General features: G+C 72.1%; 17 protein-coding genes. 9 read left to right on the forward strand and 8 right to left on the reverse strand.

Annotated elements, in window-relative coordinates:
• Positions 1-325 precede the first annotated feature (325 nt).
• Positions 326-1,528: a carbohydrate-binding protein gene (locus ACWCQ1_RS26135; protein ID WP_207929769.1), complete on the forward strand. Its 1,203-nt coding sequence runs from the start codon at positions 326-328 to the stop codon at positions 1,526-1,528.
• 73 nt (positions 1,529-1,601) lie between these two features.
• Here ACWCQ1_RS26135 and ACWCQ1_RS26140 read toward each other — a convergent pair whose 3' ends face one another.
• Both ACWCQ1_RS26140 and ACWCQ1_RS26145 read right to left on the reverse strand, forming a co-directional pair.
• On the reverse strand, positions 1,602-2,030 hold the full coding sequence (locus ACWCQ1_RS26140) for a hypothetical protein (RefSeq protein WP_358601192.1): 429 nt from the start codon (positions 2,028-2,030) through the stop codon (positions 1,602-1,604).
• A gap of 54 nt (positions 2,031-2,084) precedes the next feature.
• A complete protein-coding gene (locus tag ACWCQ1_RS26145) occupies positions 2,085-3,005 on the reverse strand; it encodes a PfkB family carbohydrate kinase (RefSeq protein WP_451027505.1) in 921 nt (306 codons plus the stop codon).
• A 52-nt stretch (positions 3,006-3,057) separates the two neighbouring features.
• Here ACWCQ1_RS26145 and ACWCQ1_RS26150 point away from each other — a divergent pair, with 52 nt between their 5' ends.
• Positions 3,058-3,525 carry a MarR family transcriptional regulator gene (locus ACWCQ1_RS26150; protein WP_133043809.1) on the forward strand — a complete coding sequence of 156 codons (468 nt, stop codon included), beginning with the start codon at positions 3,058-3,060 and terminating at the stop codon, positions 3,523-3,525.
• Positions 3,522-5,267: an MFS transporter gene (locus ACWCQ1_RS26155; RefSeq protein WP_451027506.1), complete on the forward strand. Its 1,746-nt coding sequence runs from the start codon at positions 3,522-3,524 to the stop codon at positions 5,265-5,267. Before ACWCQ1_RS26150 ends, ACWCQ1_RS26155 begins: the two co-directional genes overlap by 4 nt.
• Before the next feature lie 4 nt (positions 5,268-5,271).
• Here ACWCQ1_RS26155 and ACWCQ1_RS26160 read toward each other — a convergent pair whose 3' ends face one another.
• The 3 genes from ACWCQ1_RS26160 to ACWCQ1_RS26170 form a co-directional block, all read right to left on the reverse strand.
• Positions 5,272-6,120, reverse strand: a complete 849-nt coding sequence (locus tag ACWCQ1_RS26160) for a lysozyme (RefSeq protein ID WP_133043807.1) — start codon at positions 6,118-6,120, stop codon at positions 5,272-5,274.
• A 60-nt stretch (positions 6,121-6,180) separates the two neighbouring features.
• The gene (locus ACWCQ1_RS26165) at positions 6,181-6,351 is read right to left on the reverse strand and encodes a hypothetical protein (RefSeq protein WP_165954835.1); all 171 of its coding nucleotides are present in this window, start codon (positions 6,349-6,351) and stop codon (positions 6,181-6,183) included.
• Between the two features lie 90 nt (positions 6,352-6,441).
• Entirely contained in the window at positions 6,442-7,359 is a 918-nt protein-coding gene (locus tag ACWCQ1_RS26170; RefSeq protein ID WP_451027507.1) for an SGNH/GDSL hydrolase family protein, read from the reverse strand.
• A 408-nt stretch (positions 7,360-7,767) separates the two neighbouring features.
• On the opposite strand from ACWCQ1_RS26170, the gene ACWCQ1_RS26175 reads away from it, so the two are divergent.
• From ACWCQ1_RS26175 to ACWCQ1_RS26190, 4 genes are all read left to right on the forward strand, one after another.
• Positions 7,768-8,202 (forward strand): DUF485 domain-containing protein, encoded by a 435-nt coding sequence (locus ACWCQ1_RS26175; protein ID WP_133043805.1) that lies wholly within the window; start codon positions 7,768-7,770, stop codon positions 8,200-8,202.
• Complete coding sequence (locus ACWCQ1_RS26180) at positions 8,199-9,809, forward strand: sodium/solute symporter (RefSeq protein ID WP_451027508.1); 1,611 nt, start codon at positions 8,199-8,201, stop codon at positions 9,807-9,809. The genes ACWCQ1_RS26175 and ACWCQ1_RS26180 overlap by 4 nt, the downstream gene beginning before the upstream one ends.
• 170 nt (positions 9,810-9,979) lie before the next feature.
• On the forward strand, positions 9,980-10,624 hold the full coding sequence (locus ACWCQ1_RS26185; RefSeq protein ID WP_358601180.1) for a hypothetical protein: 645 nt from the start codon (positions 9,980-9,982) through the stop codon (positions 10,622-10,624).
• A 178-nt stretch (positions 10,625-10,802) separates the two neighbouring features.
• Positions 10,803-12,128, forward strand: coding sequence for an alpha/beta fold hydrolase (locus ACWCQ1_RS26190; RefSeq protein ID WP_358601177.1), 1,326 nt, complete (start codon positions 10,803-10,805; stop codon positions 12,126-12,128).
• Positions 12,129-12,150: 22 nt separating this feature from the next.
• On the opposite strand, the gene ACWCQ1_RS26195 is transcribed toward ACWCQ1_RS26190, so the two are convergent.
• Positions 12,151-12,831: an alpha/beta hydrolase family protein gene (locus ACWCQ1_RS26195; protein ID WP_451027509.1), complete on the reverse strand. Its 681-nt coding sequence runs from the start codon at positions 12,829-12,831 to the stop codon at positions 12,151-12,153.
• 157 nt (positions 12,832-12,988) lie between these two features.
• Here ACWCQ1_RS26195 and ACWCQ1_RS26200 point away from each other — a divergent pair, with 157 nt between their 5' ends.
• Positions 12,989-13,711, forward strand: coding sequence for an FAD binding domain-containing protein (locus ACWCQ1_RS26200; protein ID WP_133043800.1), 723 nt, complete (start codon positions 12,989-12,991; stop codon positions 13,709-13,711).
• A gap of 4 nt (positions 13,712-13,715) precedes the next feature.
• Here the strand turns inward: ACWCQ1_RS26200 and ACWCQ1_RS26205 are convergent, their stop codons facing one another.
• Positions 13,716-14,234, reverse strand: coding sequence for a P-loop NTPase family protein (locus ACWCQ1_RS26205; protein ID WP_133043799.1), 519 nt, complete (start codon positions 14,232-14,234; stop codon positions 13,716-13,718).
• Between the two features lie 85 nt (positions 14,235-14,319).
• Between ACWCQ1_RS26205 and ACWCQ1_RS26210 the strand changes: the two genes are divergently transcribed.
• A complete protein-coding gene (locus ACWCQ1_RS26210; RefSeq protein ID WP_451027510.1) occupies positions 14,320-16,092 on the forward strand; it encodes an MOSC domain-containing protein in 1,773 nt (590 codons plus the stop codon).
• 21 nt (positions 16,093-16,113) lie between these two features.
• Here the strand turns inward: ACWCQ1_RS26210 and ACWCQ1_RS26215 are convergent, their stop codons facing one another.
• A complete protein-coding gene (locus ACWCQ1_RS26215) occupies positions 16,114-16,854 on the reverse strand; it encodes a GntR family transcriptional regulator (protein WP_133043797.1) in 741 nt (246 codons plus the stop codon).
• Positions 16,855-16,959 lie beyond the last annotated feature (105 nt).

Here is a 16,959-nt window from a genome sequence, read left to right on the forward strand (position 1 = left end):
CCCCGCCCCGGCATTGCCGGAGCGGGGCCCACAAGAGCGCCGGGCAGGCCTTGCACCTGCATTTCCCCGCAGGAAGCGGGGCGTCTTTCCTTGGACCACCAACGCACGACCAAGTGGCGGGAGTTCCCCGGCCGCTCGCTCTGCGTTCATCCTATCGCACCTCAACCGCCCCGCTCACCACACCCGTTGACGCCCGCAACATGCCCTCAACGGTAAAGCGAAAGTATGGTCTAGACCAAAACGCGCTTTGGTCTAGACCGAGGTATGGACGCGGTCCGCGGGACGACACGAAGCTGGGGCACCCCCACTTCACAGGAGGCACACCGTGAAACGCCTTCGCGCATGTCTCGGCGCGGCCGCCGGCGTCATGCTGACCGCCGCCGGAACCACGGCCCTGGTCGCGGGCCACGCCTCGGGCGCGACCACCGCGCTCGACAACCGCTGGTACGCGGCGGCTCCGTATCTCATGCCGCTCGACAACGACCCGCCCGACCCGGCCGCCATCATGGACGCCACCGGCCTCAAGGCCTTCCAGCTCGCCTTCGTCCTCGCCCCCAACGGCGGCGGCTGCTCCCCCACTTGGGGCGGTACGGCACCGGTCTCCTCGGACACCGCCGTGCAGTCCGTCATCAACACCATCCGCGCCAAGGGCGGTGACGTCTCGATCTCCGTCGGCGGCTACGGCGGCACGAAGCTCGGGCAGACCTGCTCGGACGCCGCCGCTACGGCAGCCGCCTACCAGCAGGTCATCACCAAGTACGGGCTGCACGCGATCGACTTCGACCTGGAGGAGCCGGAGTACGAGAACACCGCGGCGATCAGGAACGAGATCGGGGCGGCGAAGATACTCCAGCAGAACAATCCGGGCCTGTACGTCTCCGTGACCACCGCCGGCACCGCCGACGGCACGGGCTGGTTCGGCAAGCAGATGCTGCTGGAGGCGAAGTCGCAGGGGTTCACTCCGAACAACTTCTCCATCATGCCCTTCGACGGCGGCTTCAACGGGGCGGCCTCGCAGACGAGCGCGCTCACCAACTTCAACGCGATCCTGCAGTCCACCTTCGGCTGGGACCAGGCGACGGCGTACGCACACGAGGGCTTCTCCGGCATGAACGGGCGCAGCGACTCCGGGGAGATGTTCACCCAGGCCGACTTCCAGACCGTGCTGGACTACGCCACGGCCCACAACATGGACCGCTTCACCTTCTGGTCGCTCAACCGGGACCGCCAGTGCAGCCCGGTCGACAACGGCGGCCGTACGTCCGGCACCTGCTCCAGCGTGGCACAGAACTCCTGGGACTTCGCGAAGTACTCGGTGAGGTTCGCGGGTGCCACACCGCCGTCCACGACGCCCACGCCCCCTCCGCCGCCCACCGGGTGCAAGAGCGCCTGGAGTTCGAGCGCGGTGTACACCGCCGGGGACGAGGTGTCGTACAACCGGCACAACTGGAAGGCCAAGTGGTGGACGCAGAACGAGGTGCCCACCGCCTCCGACTGGGGCGTCTGGCAGGACGAAGGGCCCTGCTGACGGACCCGTGGGCAGGGCCGGGCACGGATGCGGTCGCGAACCGACCGCTCCGTGCCCGGTCGCTCGTCGCGCGTCAGATACGGCCGCCGGTCAGACGAGTGATCGGGCCGAGGGAGCGACGGCCGGCGCGGCGGCCCGCCGCGTACGTCGTGGCGCCGAGCGCCGTCAGGCCCGCTCCCACGCCCGCAGCGAGGGCCTTGCGGTGGGCGATCGCCACCCACGCCGTCTTGGCGACGGCGGCGGCCTGACCGGAGGCGGCGATGACGGCCTGGCGGCCGGCTTCGACGCGCTCGGTCGCGGCGTGGGCGACCGCGGCGGTCGTCCCCGCCGCACGCTCGGTCGTGTCCGCGGCGGTCGACGCCACGTCAGCGGTCTTCTCGGCGGCCTTGTCCGCGGCCCTGGAGGCCGGAGCGGTCGCCTTCGCGGTGGTCCGGCGGGCCTTGGCGGCCGTGCTGCGCGCGGACCCGGAATCTCGATTCGTGTCGTTGTTCGATGGGCTCATGGAATCCGCGTTGCCGCTCGATGCGACGGCAAACACGTTCCGGCCGACACAGTGTCACGCTCCGCGCATCCAGGCGCGGGTGCCGAAGGAGGCGCACGCCCGCGAGGCCACCGCGGCCGCCTGACGCAGGGCGTCGGCGAAGATCCGTGCCGTCAGGTCGCCCGCTCCGGCCAGGTGATGGGCGAGGGCGCCGTGCAGGACGTCACCCGCGCCCAGTGTGTCCGCGACCGACACCGCGGGCACCTCCACCGTTCCGGAGCCGTCGGGCCCCGCCCACTCGATGGGCCCCGCTCCCCCGCTGACGGCCGACCAGGCCACGCCGTGTTCCCGCAGGTACCGCAGCGTATCGGCCGACGTGCGGGTGCCGGGCGGGTGGAAGTCGGCCGAGCAGACGGCGACGTCGATCAACGGCAGCAGTTCCTGCGTCCCGTCCTTCCAGCTGCCCCCGTCGAGGAGGGTCGTACGGCCGGCGGAGCGCGCCGCGCGTGCGGCGGCCAGGGCGAGTTTCCCGTGGTGTCCGTCGAGTTCGACGATGTCGCAGGCCGCCACCAGGGAGTCGAGGTCGGCGGGCGGGGCCAGGCGGTGGCGGGTCGCGTTGGTCGAGGCGACCGCCCGCTCACCGGTGGAGGCGGTGACCAGGACGGAGGAGACGGCGGGCGGTTCGGCCGACTCCGCCGCCAGGTCGGTCACCGTCACGCTCAGCTGTCGCAGATCCGCCGCGACGGCACGCCCAAGGGGATGGGAGCCGATCGCCGTGAGGAGACGCGCCCTGCCGCCCAGGTGGGTGAAGGCCACGGCCGCGTTCGCCGCCGGGCCGCCCGCGGCGATGGTCTGGTCGCGCGAGGTGAGCTTCTCGTCGGAGCCCGGGACGTGATCCACCAACTGGATGACGTCGAGGGTGCACAGGCCGACGAAGAGCCCGGCGGGGTGTGCGCGTGTCGTCGCTTCCACGCGTCCAGCATGCCCTGCCGGCATTTACTAACAATTGATTGAGCAGTCCAGGCTGATAAACCTAGTGTTAGTACCTATGACGACGCGGACAGAGGCATCCCCCGAAGGCGGGCGCGAGGCGTGGGACAGCGTGCGGCTCGCCTCCGACCTGCGGCTGGCCGTGGGACGTGTGACCCGGCGGCTGCGGCAGGCCCACGCCGTGGGTGACGTGTCGCTGTCCGGCGTGTCGGTGCTGGCCCGGCTCGCCGCCGACGGCCCCGACTCGCCGACCTCGCTCGCCGAGATGGAGCGCGTCCGGCCGCAGGCGATGGCCGGCACGCTCGCGCTGCTGGAACAACGCGGCCTGGTGCGTCGTACCCCCGACGCCAGGGACGGCAGGCGCAGCATCGTGGCCGTCACCGACGAGGGGCGGGCCATGCTGGCCGAGCGGCGGTCGGAGTCGGTGGACCGGCTGGGCGCCGTCCTGGAGGGCTTCAGCGCCGAGGAGCGCGCCACGCTCGCCGCGGCGCTGCCCCTGCTCGGCCGACTGGCGGAGCGGCTGTGATCGCGCGGCGCAAGGACGCCCCGGCCGGGCCCGGCTACAAATGGGTCGCGCTGTCGAACACCACGCTCGGCGTGCTGATCGCCACGATGGACGCCTCCATCGTGATCATCTCGCTGCCCGCGATCTTCCGCGGGATCGGCCTCGACCCGCTGGCGCCGGGCAACATCGGCTATCTGCTGTGGATGATCCTGGGCTATCTGCTGGTCTCGGCCGTGCTGGTCGTCGTGCTCGGCCGGCTGGGTGACATGTTCGGCCGGGTCCGGATCTACAACCTCGGCTTCCTCATCTTCGCGTGCGCCTCGGTGGCACTCTCGCTGGACCCGTTCCGGGCCGGGGCGGGGGCGCTGTGGCTCATCCTGTGGCGGATCGTGCAGGCCTTCGGCGGCTCGATGCTGACCGCCAACTCGGCCGCCATCCTCACCGACGCCTTCCCTGCCCGGCAGCGCGGCATGGCGCTGGGCATCAACCAGATCACCGCGCTCGCCGGCCAGTTCCTCGGCCTGCTCGCGGGCGGTCTGCTCGCCGCCGTCGACTGGCGGGCGGTGTTCTGGGTGAGCGTCCCGGTCAGCGTCACCGGGACCGTCTGGTCGTACCTGAGTCTGCGTGAGACCGCGTCGGGCCGGCGCGGCCGCGTCGACTGGCTGGGCAATCTCACCTTCGCGGCCGGCGCCGGGATCCTGCTGGCCGGCATCACCTACGGCATCCAGCCCTACGGCGACAGCGCCACGGGCTGGGCGAATCCCTGGGTCCTCGCCGGCCTGATCGGCGGCGTGACCCTGCTGCTGGCGTTCTGCCTCATCGAGACGCGGGTCGCCGAACCGATGTTCCACCTGGCCCTGTTCAAGGTACGCGCCTTCACTGCGGGGAACCTGGCCGCGCTGCTGACGGCGATCGCACGCGGCGGGCTGCAGTTCATGCTGATCATCTGGCTGCAGGGCATCTGGCTGCCGCTGCACGGCTACGACTTCGAGGACACCCCGCTGTGGGCCGGCATCTTCATGCTCCCGCTCACCCTGGGTTTCCTGCTCGCGGGACCCGTGTCCGGCTATCTGTCCGACCGGTTCGGCGCGCGACTGTTCTCCACCAGCGGTCTGTGTCTGGTCGCGTGCTCGTTCCTCGGTCTGCTCGCGCTGCCGGTCGACTTCGCATACGGCCCGTTCGCGGCGCTGTTGCTGCTCAACGGGCTGGGCCAGGGCATGTTCTCCTCACCCAACACGTCCTCGATCATGGGCAGTGTGCCGCCCGAGCACCGCGGGGTGGCCTCGGGCATGCGGTCCACGTTCCAGAACTCCGGGACCGCCCTGTCCATCGGGGTGTTCTTCTCCCTGATGGTCTCCGGGCTCGCCTCCTCGCTGCCCGCCACGCTCACCAGCGGACTTCGGGCGCACGGCGTGCCGGCCGGCGCGGCCGAGCACGCCGCCTCGCTGCCACCGGTGAGCACGCTGTTCGCGACGTTCCTCGGCAACAACCCCATCGAGCATCTGCTCGGATCGGGCGGCGTCCTCGACCAGGTCAACGCGAGCCGGCGCGCCGCCCTGACGGGCCACACGTTCTTCCCGCGCCTTGTGTCGGGGCCGTTCCACCACGGTCTGACCATCGTGTTCGGCGTCGCGGCGGGCATGGCCCTGATCTCGGCGCTGGCCTCCGCGCTGCGCGGGGCCCATCACGCGGAGTACGAGCGTCCCACCGCGTCCGCCGACGGCCAGGAGGCGGCACAGCCCCGCCACAACACGCCGTCGTGAACGGTCAGTCGGCCGCGAAGTCGCGCAGCTCGTCCTTGGGACCGTTGAACCGGTCGTGGTCGCCGACCGTGGGGCCGGAGGAGGTGTACTGCCACATCGTGTACGAGGACCAGCCGGCCGGGAGCGCGCCCACCGAGGAGGCGTAGCGGGCCACCCACAAGGGGTTGGTGGATCCGAAGGCGGCCGAGTCGCCCGTGCAGGTGCTCCACCAGCTGGTGGCCGTGTAGATGACGGCGGCGCGCCCGGTGCGGGCCTTGTAGCGGTTCACGAAGTCCCGGATCCAGGACACCATGCCGCTCTTGGACTTGCCGTAGCAGGAGTCGCCGTAGGGGTTCCACTCGATGTCGAGGGCCCCGGGCAGCGTCTTTCCGTCGCCGGACCAGCCGCCGCCGTGGTCGACGAAGTAGTCGGCCTGGGCGGTGCCGCTGCTGGTGTCGGGAGTGGCGAAGTGGTAGGCGCCTCGCACCATCCCGGTGTCGTAGGAGCCGCCGTACTGCTGGGCGAAGTACGGGTTGCGGTAGGAGGTGCCCTCGGTGGCCTTGACGTAGGCCCATCCGACGCCACTGCTCCACAGGGTGGACCAGGAGGCGTTGCCCTGGTAGCTGGAGACGTCGACGCCCTCGGTCTGGGCGGAGCGGGTCAGCGGGGCGGCGTCCGTCCGGGTGTCGGCGCCGTCATGGGCGAGGACGCCCATGCCCATGTAGGCACCCCCGCGCACGGGTATGGGTATGGACTCGGCCGACGCGGACGCGATCGGCAGGGCGGACAGGGCCAGGAGGAGACCGGCCGTGGCGGCGGTCGGGCGTATGCGCGAGCGGGCGCGCCTGCGGGTGTTTGGTTGCACATCAGCCATCTGACCCGCAGTCGCGCCGGCTCGCACGTCATGCTCCGCCCAACGAAGCAACGACCGCCGTCAGCGTCTGCGCCAGTTCCACCCGCTGCCGATGCCCGCCACGTGCAGGGCCAGCGCCGTCAGCCCGAGGAGCATGAGGTTGGTCGAGGTGAAGGTGTCGTTGGTGGAGATGTCGGCCGCGTTGATGAGGAACGCGATGAAGAACAGGACCGCGGAGAGGATCGCCAGCATGATGTCCGTCCAGTCGGTGGGTCGGGGGTCTCGTACCGTGTGGGGTCCGAATGCCCCCGACTCACCGGCTCACGCCGACGGCCCGCCGCGTCAGCGGCCGTGCCCCCTGTCCAGCCGTTCGAGCACCGCCCCCGCCATCGCCGCCTCGCCCTTGGCGTTGGGGTGGGCGGGAGCGGCCGGGGAGGCCGGCCGCAGGGGCTCGATCCAGCGGTCGGCGGGCGCCTTGCACATGTCGTGGTCCCGGGTGGGCGCGTAGGTGTCGACGTACTCCGCGTGGTTGAAGAAGGCCGTGAGACGGAGCATCAGGTTGAGCCGCTTCTCGGTGTCGCGCAGATAGGGGAAGTCCTTGGCGGCGAAGGGAACCGAGGGGTAGCAGCCGCTGCCGTCGTCGGGCAGCAGGTCGGGGTAGCCGACGACCACGACACGCGCGTGCGGCGCCCTGTCGTGAACGGCCCTGAGCACCCGGGCGACCTTCGGCGCGGTCTGGAGGACCGCGAGGGCGAGTTGGTCGACGCCGGAGGCGGTGTAGTGGCGTTGGCAGGGGTTGCCCGCGAGGTCCTGGGCGGAGAGCTGGGCGCAGGTGGCGATGATGGAGCCGAAGCCGATGTCGTTGCCGCCTATCTGGACGGTCACCAGGTCGGTTCCGCGCTCCACCGCGTCGAGTTGGGGTCCGTTGGTGCCCTGCGGCTTCCACATCTCCTCGGTCGTCGCGCCGGCACAGCTGACGTCGTCGAGGACCGTGCCCTGTCGCTGGGCGGCGACCAGCGAGGGGTAGTTGTGGTCGGAGCGGGCGCAGTTGGCGTCGACCTGGGTGGGGATCACGGGACCCGAGGTGTAGGAGTCGCCGAGCGCCACGTACTCCGTCTTCTTGTGTCCGCCGGGCGAGCCGTGCGCGGTGGCCGGGGTCCCGGCGGCCAGGACGAGGGCGCAGCTGCCGACGGCTGCCGCAACTGCCGTGGCCCGTCGGCGTCTTGACGGCGATACGGCCGGCTGCGTGTCACGCTTCATGGAGACCTCCTGGTCCGAGCCGTCAGGGCGGAACGCGGCCGCGCACGGTCGTCGCGCGTTCAACTGGGCTTGTATACCGGTGAGTAGAGCCTGTCGGCCAGGGGCGTACCGCGACGAATTCAGGTGATTGCGGTGCGGAACAGGCGAGTCCGCCTGCCGCTGGCCGCGCGCCCGCCACGCAGACCAGTTCGACGCGCGCTGGTCCGGCCGAGCACTCCGATGGGCACCCGCCACACCTGTCACAGACGCAACATCCGAGGTCAGCGCCCGGATGGGCCCTCACCAGGGAGTTCGCCGGAAGTCGCTGCGCGCGGTCCGTCGCCCGCATAGCGTGCGGTATCCCGAACCGCTCCCCCACGTCCCCGCGGTCCGCACCTCTTGGGCCCTGACCCACCAGGAGATCTTGGGATGTCCTCCGACAGCTCCGAGTTATACCCGGCGCAACACCGGCCCGGCCGGCACGCCTTCGTCTCGCCCGCTGCCCACTCCCCCGCTCCGCGCGAGGTCCGGCGGCTGCCGGTGCGCACCCGCTCGTGGACCGGCCCGCACCGGGACCTGCGGCTGCTGCGCCGGGCGGCGCGCCGACTGCGCCGCGTGGCCACGTTCGCCGCCCTCGGCTACTTCGCCGCCTTCCTCACCCTGACCGTCGCCCGGCCGTCCGTCATGACCCGCCCCGCGCCCGGCGGCCTGCCCACCGGACTCCTCCTCGCCCTGGTCCAACTCCCGGTCACCTGGCTGGCGGTGCTCGTATACGAGTTCACCGCGCGCCGGTACGTCGACCCGCTGGCCCGGCAGGTGCGCCGGCACGCCTACGGCACCGTCGACGGGGAGCCGCGGCCGTGACCGACTTCAACGGCACCGCGCAGTCCTGGTCGCTGGTGGCGTTCTCCACGGTCGTCACCCTCACGCTGCTGCTGTGCGTGCTCACCGGCCCCGACCGCGACGACCTCGACGAGTTCTACACCGGCTACCGCTCCCTGTCGCCGCTGCGCAACGGCCTGGCCATCGCCGGCGACTACATCTCCGCCGCCACCGTCCTCACCATCGGCGGGGTCATCGCGCTGAGCGGCTACGACGGGGTCGTCCTGGCCCTGAGCACCCTGCTGTCGCTGCTTGTGCTGATGGTCCTGCTGGCCGAACCCCTGCATCACACGGGCCGGTTCACCATGGGCGACGCGCTGGGCCGGCGCCTGCCCGGGCGCGCGGTGCGCATCACGGCGTGCGCGGTGACGCTGGCCGCGCTCGTACCGATGATGGTCGTCCAACTGGCGGGCGTGGGGCAGCTGCTGGCGTTCATCCTCGGCTTCCACGACAGCGCGATGCGCACCGGCTGCGTCGTCGGGGCCGGAGCGCTGATGATCACGTACGCGGCGATCGGCGGGATGCGGGGCACCGCGCTGATCCAGATCCTCAAGACGGTGGTGCTGCTCGGGTCCGGGCTGATCGTGGCCGCACTCGTGCTGCACACCTTCGGCTGGAGTCCGCGCACCCTGTTCCAGGCGGCGGCACGGGGCAGCGGGGCCGGCGACGGCTTCCTGCGCTACGGCCTCCAGTTCGCGAGCGGGCCGCACCGCGGCCTGGACATGGTCAGCACCCAGTGCGCCATCGTGCTGGGCGGGGCCTGTCTGCCGCATGTCACCATGCGCATGTACACCGCCGACAGCGCGCGCCAGGTGCGGCGCGCGATGTCCTGGGCGGTGTCGACGGTCACCCTGTTCATCGCCGTCATCACCGTGGTCGCCGTCGGTGCCACGGCCCTCATCGGGCGCACGGGCGTCGCCGCCGCCGATCCGCGCGGCAACACCGCCTATCTGCTGGGCGCACGGGCCGCGTTCGGGATGCGCCTGTCGCACGCGGAGAGCCTGTTGTTCACCGCGGTCACCACGGCAATCTTCCTGACGCTGCTGGCGTCCGTGGCCAGCATGACCCTGGCCTGCGCCAACTCCCTGGCCCACGACGTCGTCGCCACCCGCCGGCCCACCCCACCGCAGCGCGAGACGGCCCTGGCCCGGCTGGCCGCCCTGGCCGTGGGTCTCCCGGTGATCGCGCTGGCCGTGCTCGCCCAGCACCGCAGCCTCCAGCCGCTGGCCACCCTCTCCTTCTGCCTGGGTGCCTCGGCCATCGCGCCCGCACTCGTCTACAGCCTCTTCTGGCGGCGCTACACCCGCGCCGGGCTGCTGTGCACGCTGATCGGCGGCAGCGTGAGCGTGCTCGTCCTGATCACCGGCACCAACCTGGTCTCCGGAACACCTCAATCAGCCTTTCCCGACGTCGACTTCAACTGGTTCCCCTTCACCACGACGGCCCTGGTCTCCGTACCGGTGGGCTTCCTGTGCGGCCTGTTCGGCACCCTTCTGTCCGGCAGAAGGGCGACCGCGCGGGAGCGGGAGCGCTACGAGGCCATGGAGCACCTGCTGCTCGCCGGTCCCGCACGCCCCAAGAGCGGATGACGGCACGTCATGGCACCTGGCCGGATTCCCTCCCCCGGCCCGGCGAGCCACCGCGCGCTGGGTATTCCTGCAGAGGTCGAGGCAGGCGGCGTTGGGGGGCTGACACTGTGGCACGCGAATGGTGGACTTCCGGGCCCTTCTCATCGCGTAGCCCACAGAGGCGTCAGCCGGTGCGCGCCCCGCGGGCCGACGCACCCGACGGCCCCCGCTTCCGTGACGTCATGCCGGCGCTGGCGGGACTGGTCGTGGCGGTGTGCGCGGTGGTCGCCGTGCTGGCCCTGGGATATCGGGCCGCGGGGATCGGGGTTCCGCTGGCCGGCGTGGTCGTCCTGGCCATCGCGGTGACGGTCGCCGTGCGGCGCCAGGGCCCGGTCATGCGCCGGCGCCTCGGGTACTACACGCCCGAGGAACTCCTCGAACTCGACACCCAGGGGCTCGCGTTGGCGGTGGCGCGGATGCTGCGCCGGGACGGCTGGCGGGTACGGCTGCTGCCGGCCGCCGACCGGCCTCGGCTGTGCGCCCAGGACAGCAGCGGACGCCGGCTGGACGTCGCCTTCCGGCCGGTCGCCGAACCCCTGCCCGACGAGGACCTGCCCCATCCGCACGCCCACCGGGAGAGCGGCCAGTCGCCGCTCCACCTGGTCGTGCACCGTGGTTCGTTCGGCGCGCGCGACGTCCGGTGGGCGCGGCGGCAGGGCCGGACGTGTCTGCTCGACGGCTCGCTGCTCAAGCGGTGGGGGCAGGGCACCCGGCTGAACGAATTACTGCCCACAGGCTTGTTGCATCCCGTGGACGCCTATATTACTGAAACGTAACCTACTCGGGGGTACCTCCGGTAACACCCCCGCGGGTACGGTCCTGACACTTCGTCCAAGAGTGCGCGAGGTGCGGTGGGACGACCGCGCCTCGTGCCGTCGGCCCCTGCCCCACCGGGCCGCAGGACGCCCGAGCCGCAGATCGAGGCTCGGCCTCCCCCCACTTCGGAGGTCCGTCATGCCCGTTTCCGCACGTCTGCTCGCCGTGGCCGTCACGACCGCCACATGTCTCGGCGCCACACTCGTACCCGCAGCCGCCGCGTCCTCCACCGACGCCGTGGTCTCCCGCGGTGTCACGATCCCGGAGTTCTACAACCCGCCCGCCACCCTCCCCTCGGCCGACGGCGCCCTGGTGCGCAGCGAACCGCTGCCCCTCGCGCTGAGCCTGCCCGGCGTCAACGGCCCCCTGCCCGGCACCGCCACCCGCCTGATGTACAAGTCGACCGACTCGCGCGGCGAGGCTATGGCCGTCACCGGGGCCTACATCGAACCGACCGCCGCCTGGAAGGGCACCGGCGACCGGCCACTGGTCGCCGTCGCACCCGGCACCATGGGACAGGGCGACCAGTGCGCCGCCTCCCTCGGCCTGGAGCACCCGCTCACGGCCAACGGGCAGACGGTGTCCATCGGTTACGAGGACCTGGCGATCTACCGCCTGCTCGCCGAGGGCGTCGCCGTCGTCGTCACCGACTACGCCGGACTGGGCACCACGGACCGGCTGCACACCTACGTCAACCGCGTCGACGAGGCCCACGCCGTCCTCGACGCCGTCCGCGCCGCACGCTCACTGCCCGGAACGTCCCTCACCCGCACCTCGAAGGTGGCCCTCTTCGGCTACAGCCAGGGCGGCGGGGCGACCGCGGCCGCCGCCGAACTCCAGCCGGCCTACGCCCCGGACGTCACCCTCGCCGGAACCTCCGCGGGCGCCCCGCCGGCCGACCTGGTCGAGGTCACCAAGGCCATCGACGGCAGTGAACTGGCCGGCGCGCTGGGCTGGTCCGTCAACGGCTTCCTGCAGTCCGACCCCGCCCTGAAGCCGATCGCCGAGGCCCATCTCAACGCGGCGGGCAAGGCGGCCCTCGCGGACCTCTCCACCATGTGCGTGGGCGACGCCCTGTTCGCCTACAACGGCAAGCACAGCACCGGTTGGACCACCGACGGCCGCTCCATCAGCGACATCATCCAGTCGGAGCCCGCGCTCACGGCCTTCCTCGACCAGCAGCGCATCGGCAGGATCGAACCGTCCTCGCCGGTCCGCGTGTCCACCGGCACCAGCGACAACCTGGTACCGCACGCGCAGGCCCGGCAACTCGCCGCGGACTGGTGCGCCAAGGGCGCCGACGTGACGTACAAGCCCATCGCGCTGCCGAACCTGGGCAGCGCGCTGATCAACCACTTCACGCCGCTGCTGACCGACCAGGGCGACGCGATCGCGTGGCTGACCGACCGGCTCGACGGCAAGGCCGCCACCTCCAACTGCGGTGACCTCTCCGGCCTTTCCTGACAGAGCCACAGTGCTGACACCGCTAGAGCTGTACGGCGCCCTCCGCCGCGCAGGCCTCGGCGGCGAGCCCGTCGGCCACCGGATCCGGCCGCAGCATCTGGGTCACCACCTCGGCGGTGGCCCGGTGCCAGTCGCCGCTGCGCCGGATCATCCCGTGATCCCCGCCCCGTACCGCCACCAGGCCCGCCGCCATTCCGGCGGCGCGGGCCCGGTGGACGTAGTCGACCGAGTCGGCGTAGGCCGTCACCCGGTCGCGGTCGCCGTGCAGGAGCACGGTCCGGACATGGTCGAGGTGGTCGACGGGGTCCTCGGGCGGACACCACGGGGCGAGGGCCACCACTCCCCGCACCGTCAGGTGGGCCGCGGCGCGCAGGGCGGCCCGGGCGCCCATCGAGTGGCCCACGAGGACGACGGGCGCACCGGCCGTCAGCTCCTGGAGGTCGTCGAGGGCACGCAGGGCGTCCTCGGCGGGGTCGCCGTCGTTCCAGCCCCGGTAGCGGTAGCGGACCTGCCCCAGCAGGACGTCCTGCGCCGCCGTCGCCGCGGCGGCCCGCAGCACCGGGTGCATGCGGAGCGCGGCGAGCTGCCAGGGGCGCGCCGTGCGACGGCTCTCCTCCTGGCCGCCGTGCAGGGTGAGGACCGCGGCGGTCGCGCTCCGCAGCGGGGCATGGCGCACGATCAGTGCGGACGTGTTGCGCTCCACGCCCCCATCCTGCCTCATGCCGACGACAACCCCGTTCGCCCACCGCCACGGTGGGGGGCGCACGCGGTGAACCAGTGAGCCCTGTACGCGCCGCCACCCGGGCGGGGACGATGCGCTGTGTCGGTGCTCAACCCGTCGTGAAAGCAGGTCGTCTCCCGTGCTGTTGCGTCTTCCCGAGTCCGTGTCCGAAGCGCAGGAGTGCATGGCTCAGGGAGCGGTGCCCGTCGGCGGGGCCACGCTGGTGTGGGCCGGCTGGCAACGGGACGGGTTCCCCGAGCAGGCGATGTCCTTGCGCAACGTCCCGGAGGCCACCGTGATCGCGCCCGGCACCCTGGGCGGCGCCGTGGTGCTCAACCGGATCGACGAGCGTGTTCCCGAGGTCCTCCGCGAGGCGGCGGCCTCCGTCGGCACCGGCGCGGTACGCCGCACCGCGACCGTCGGCGGGAACCTCGTCGGCAGCACCCTGCGCTGTCTGCTGCCCGCCGCCCTGGTGCTCGACGCCCGGGCGACGGTCCTGGAGCCGGAGGGGGCACGGGAGACGGACCTCGCCGAAGTCCTCGCCAAGCAGCACCTGTTGCTGAGCCTGCACTGGTCCGACCCCGTCACCAGCGCCTACCGCAAACTGGCCGGCGAGGCGGGCGGCCCACCGCCGTTCGTCGTGGCCGGCGCGGTGCACCGCGGCCCGGACGGGCGCCTCAGCCTGCGTCTCGCCGTACGCGACGGCTACGAGGTCCTCGCCGGTGCGGCCGTCTGCGACGCCGGGCCCGAGGAGGCCCTCACCGCGCTGCGCGACACGGCCGTCGGCACGCTGAACGACGACCACTGGGAGGTCGTACGACGGCATGCCAGGGCCCTGCTGACACGACCGGACGTGCGCTGACCGCCTAGAGGCCCGCCAGCCAGGCGGCGGTGTCGCGGGGGTGGCGCAGTCTGACGGTGTCGAGGGGCGCGAAGCGACCGTCGGTGGAGCGGCGGGCGATCTCCTGATGGCGTGAGGTGTGCTGGGTCCACGCCCACCAGACCGGATGCTGACTGCTCAGCCAGCCCGACCAGGTCTCCCGGTTGCCGCCGAAGATCACCTCGCGGGTGAGGGAACGCCGCAGCGAGCGCCGCAGGATGCGCGGCATGACGACCCGGCGCGGATAGTCCAGCCACACCACCGTGTCCGCCCGGTCCCACAGCAGGTCGCGGACCTCGGGATATCCCAGGGAGTCCACGATCCACCGGGGTTTTGCCGCCATCCGGGACACCGTCTCCACCAACTCGCCGTTGACGGCCCACCCGGGGCCGGTGAAGTACAACGCGTCCATCTCGTGGTACGGCAGATCCAGGCGCCGGCTCAGGGCATGAGCCAGCGTGGACTTGCCCGCGCCCGTGACACCCACCACCAGGATCCGTTCCACCGGCACACCGTACGGGACATGTCCTGCGGACACCGGCGGGCGGTGGAACGATGGGGGCACTGCGCGGGCAGGAGGGAGCAGACCCTTGGCCACTCTGGTCGCCGTGAACGTCGGCATGCCCCGGGACGTCCCCTGGCACGGGACGACCGTCAGGACCGGGGTGTGGAAGCAGGCCGTCACCGGCCCCCGGATGGTGCGCCGGCTCAACGTGGACGGCGACGGACAGGGCGATCTCGGCGGCCACGGCGGTGAGCAACGGGCCGTGCTGGTCTACCAGTTGGAGTCCTACCGGTACTGGCAGGAACATCTGGGCCGCAAGGACTTCGTCCACGGGCAGTTCGGGGAGAACTTCACCGTCGAGGGCCTGTCGGACCGGGAGGTGTGCATCGGCGACCGCTACCGGATCGGCGGCGCGGTCCTCGAGGTCACCCAGCCCCGGGTGACCTGCTACCGGGTCGGGCTGCGGATGGACGAACCGCGGATGGCGGCACTGCTGGTCGCCCACGGCCGTCCCGGCTTCTACCTGCGGGTGATCACCGAGGGCGAGGTGGAGGCCGGTGACGACATCGTCAAGATCTCCACCGGCCCCGAAGCGATGACGGTCGCGGAGATGGACGCCCTGCTCTACCTTCCCGGCCATCCCCGCGAGCAACTGCTGCGCGGGCTGCGCATCCCCGCGCTGAGTCCGGGCTGGCAGGGTTCCCTGCGGGCTCTGCTCGACGGCGCCGACGGCGAGGGTTCCGGCGGAGGCAACCGGGGGCTGACGGCGGCCGCGACGAGCCCGCCACCGGCCTGGCCGGGATTCCGGCCCCTGAAGATCACCCGGATCACCGACGAGAGCGGCAGCGTCTTCTCCCTCACCCTCGCCTCGGACGACGGCCGCCCCCTTCCGCCGGCGCGACCGGGACAGTTCCTCACCGTGCGCCTGCGCCCGGACCCCGAGAGGCCTCCGGTGATCCGCAGCTACTCCCTGTCCGGACGCCCGGGTGCGCCCACGTACCGGATCAGCGTGAAGCAGGAGCCGCACGGGCTCGCCAGCACGCATCTGCACGGCCACGCGCGGGTGGGAGACGTACTCGATGTCGCGGCGCCGCGCGGCACCTTCGTCCTCGCCGACGGCCCGACCCCCGTCGTCCTGGTGTCCGCCGGCGTGGGAGCCACCCCGGTGCTGTCCATGCTGCACGCACTGGCCGAGGCCGGTCCGTCCCGCCCGGTGTGGTGGCTGCACGGAGCCCGGAACGGACACGACCACGCCTTCGCCCGCGAGGTGCGCGACCTGCTCGACCGCATGCCGTCCGCGCGCGCCTGCATCGCCTACAGCCGCCCGGGCGAGGACGACCGGCCAGGCGTGGACTACACGGTGGCGGGCCGTCTCTCCGCCGACCTGGTCCGCGGCCTCGACCTGCCCGCGGACGCCGACGCGTACGTCTGCGGACCGGCCGGGTTCATGCGGGACGTCTCGGACGCCCTGACCGAGGCGGGCATCGCCCCGGCCCGCGTCCACACCGAGCCCTTCGGAACCCTGGCCGCCATCCGACCGGGTCTCCTTCCCGCCTCCGCCCTGACCCCGCACGTCCCGGCCCGCCCGCCGGGCGACGGAACCGGGCCGACGGTCTCCTTCGCCCGCAGCGGGATCACCGTGCCCTGGGACCCCGGCTACGGCACGCTGCTGGACCTGGCCGAGGCCTGTGACGTCCCCACCCGCTGGTCCTGCCGCACCGGCGTCTGCCACACCTGCGAGACCGCCCTTCTCCAGGGCCGGGTCGCCTACACGCCGGACCCCCTCGACGAACCCGCCGAGGGAAACGCCCTCATCTGCTGCTCGCGGCCGTCGGGGGATCTGGTCCTGGACCTGTGACGTCCCGACGTCGACGACGGCTCAGTCCGCGGTCTTGCGGGCCAGCGCGTTGTTGTCGATCGAGTTGTGCACGCTGAAGCTCACGGCGTCCGAGCGGTAGCGGTCGTCCGACCACTCCACCGGGCGCCCCTCGCGGGTGGTGGTCACCCTGCGGACACGCAGGAGGGGGCTGGTACGGCGGATGCCGAGCAGTTCGGCGTCCTGGGCACCGGCCGCGACCGCGTCGATGACGTGCTCGCCGTAGGCGAAGACCAGACCGGTGCTCTCGTACAGGCGTTGAGTGACCGAGGGGGCGTCGGGGTCGATGGTCGCGACGGCGGGCGCTATCCAGTCGGCGTACACCGTGCGCTCCAGCAGCACCGGCTCGCCGTCCAGACCGCGCACCCGCAGCACGTGCAACACCGGTGTGCCCTCGCGCAGTTGGAGGCGGGCGGAGTCCTGGGCGGTGGCGGGGAGGTACTCCTGGGCGACGACATGGCCGGTGGCCTCGCGGCCCATGGCGTGGGCCCACTGGGCGAAGCTGCGCAGTTCGGCGAAGCTCTGGCTGCGGCGGCTGGCCAGCACGACCCGGCGGGCTCCCTGCCGGGAGCCGATCAGACCTTCAGCGGTCAGGGCCGCGACGGCCTGGCGGACGGTACCGCGCGAGACGTCGAACCGGGCGGCGAGTTCGGTCTCTGAGGGCAGCCTGGCGCCCACCGTGTACTCCTCGCGGTCGATCGCCCGACGCAGCTCGTCGGCGATCTCCTCGTGTCGCGTCGGCACCGTTTCCCTCCGAGTCGGTGGCTGTGCACAGCGTGACCACCCTAATCGAGACCGGCGCGTGACTGCGCTTGCCCCGAACTGTGCAGGGATTGGGAGGTCACAATT

This window comes from Streptomyces sp. NPDC002144 (assembly GCF_053593695.1).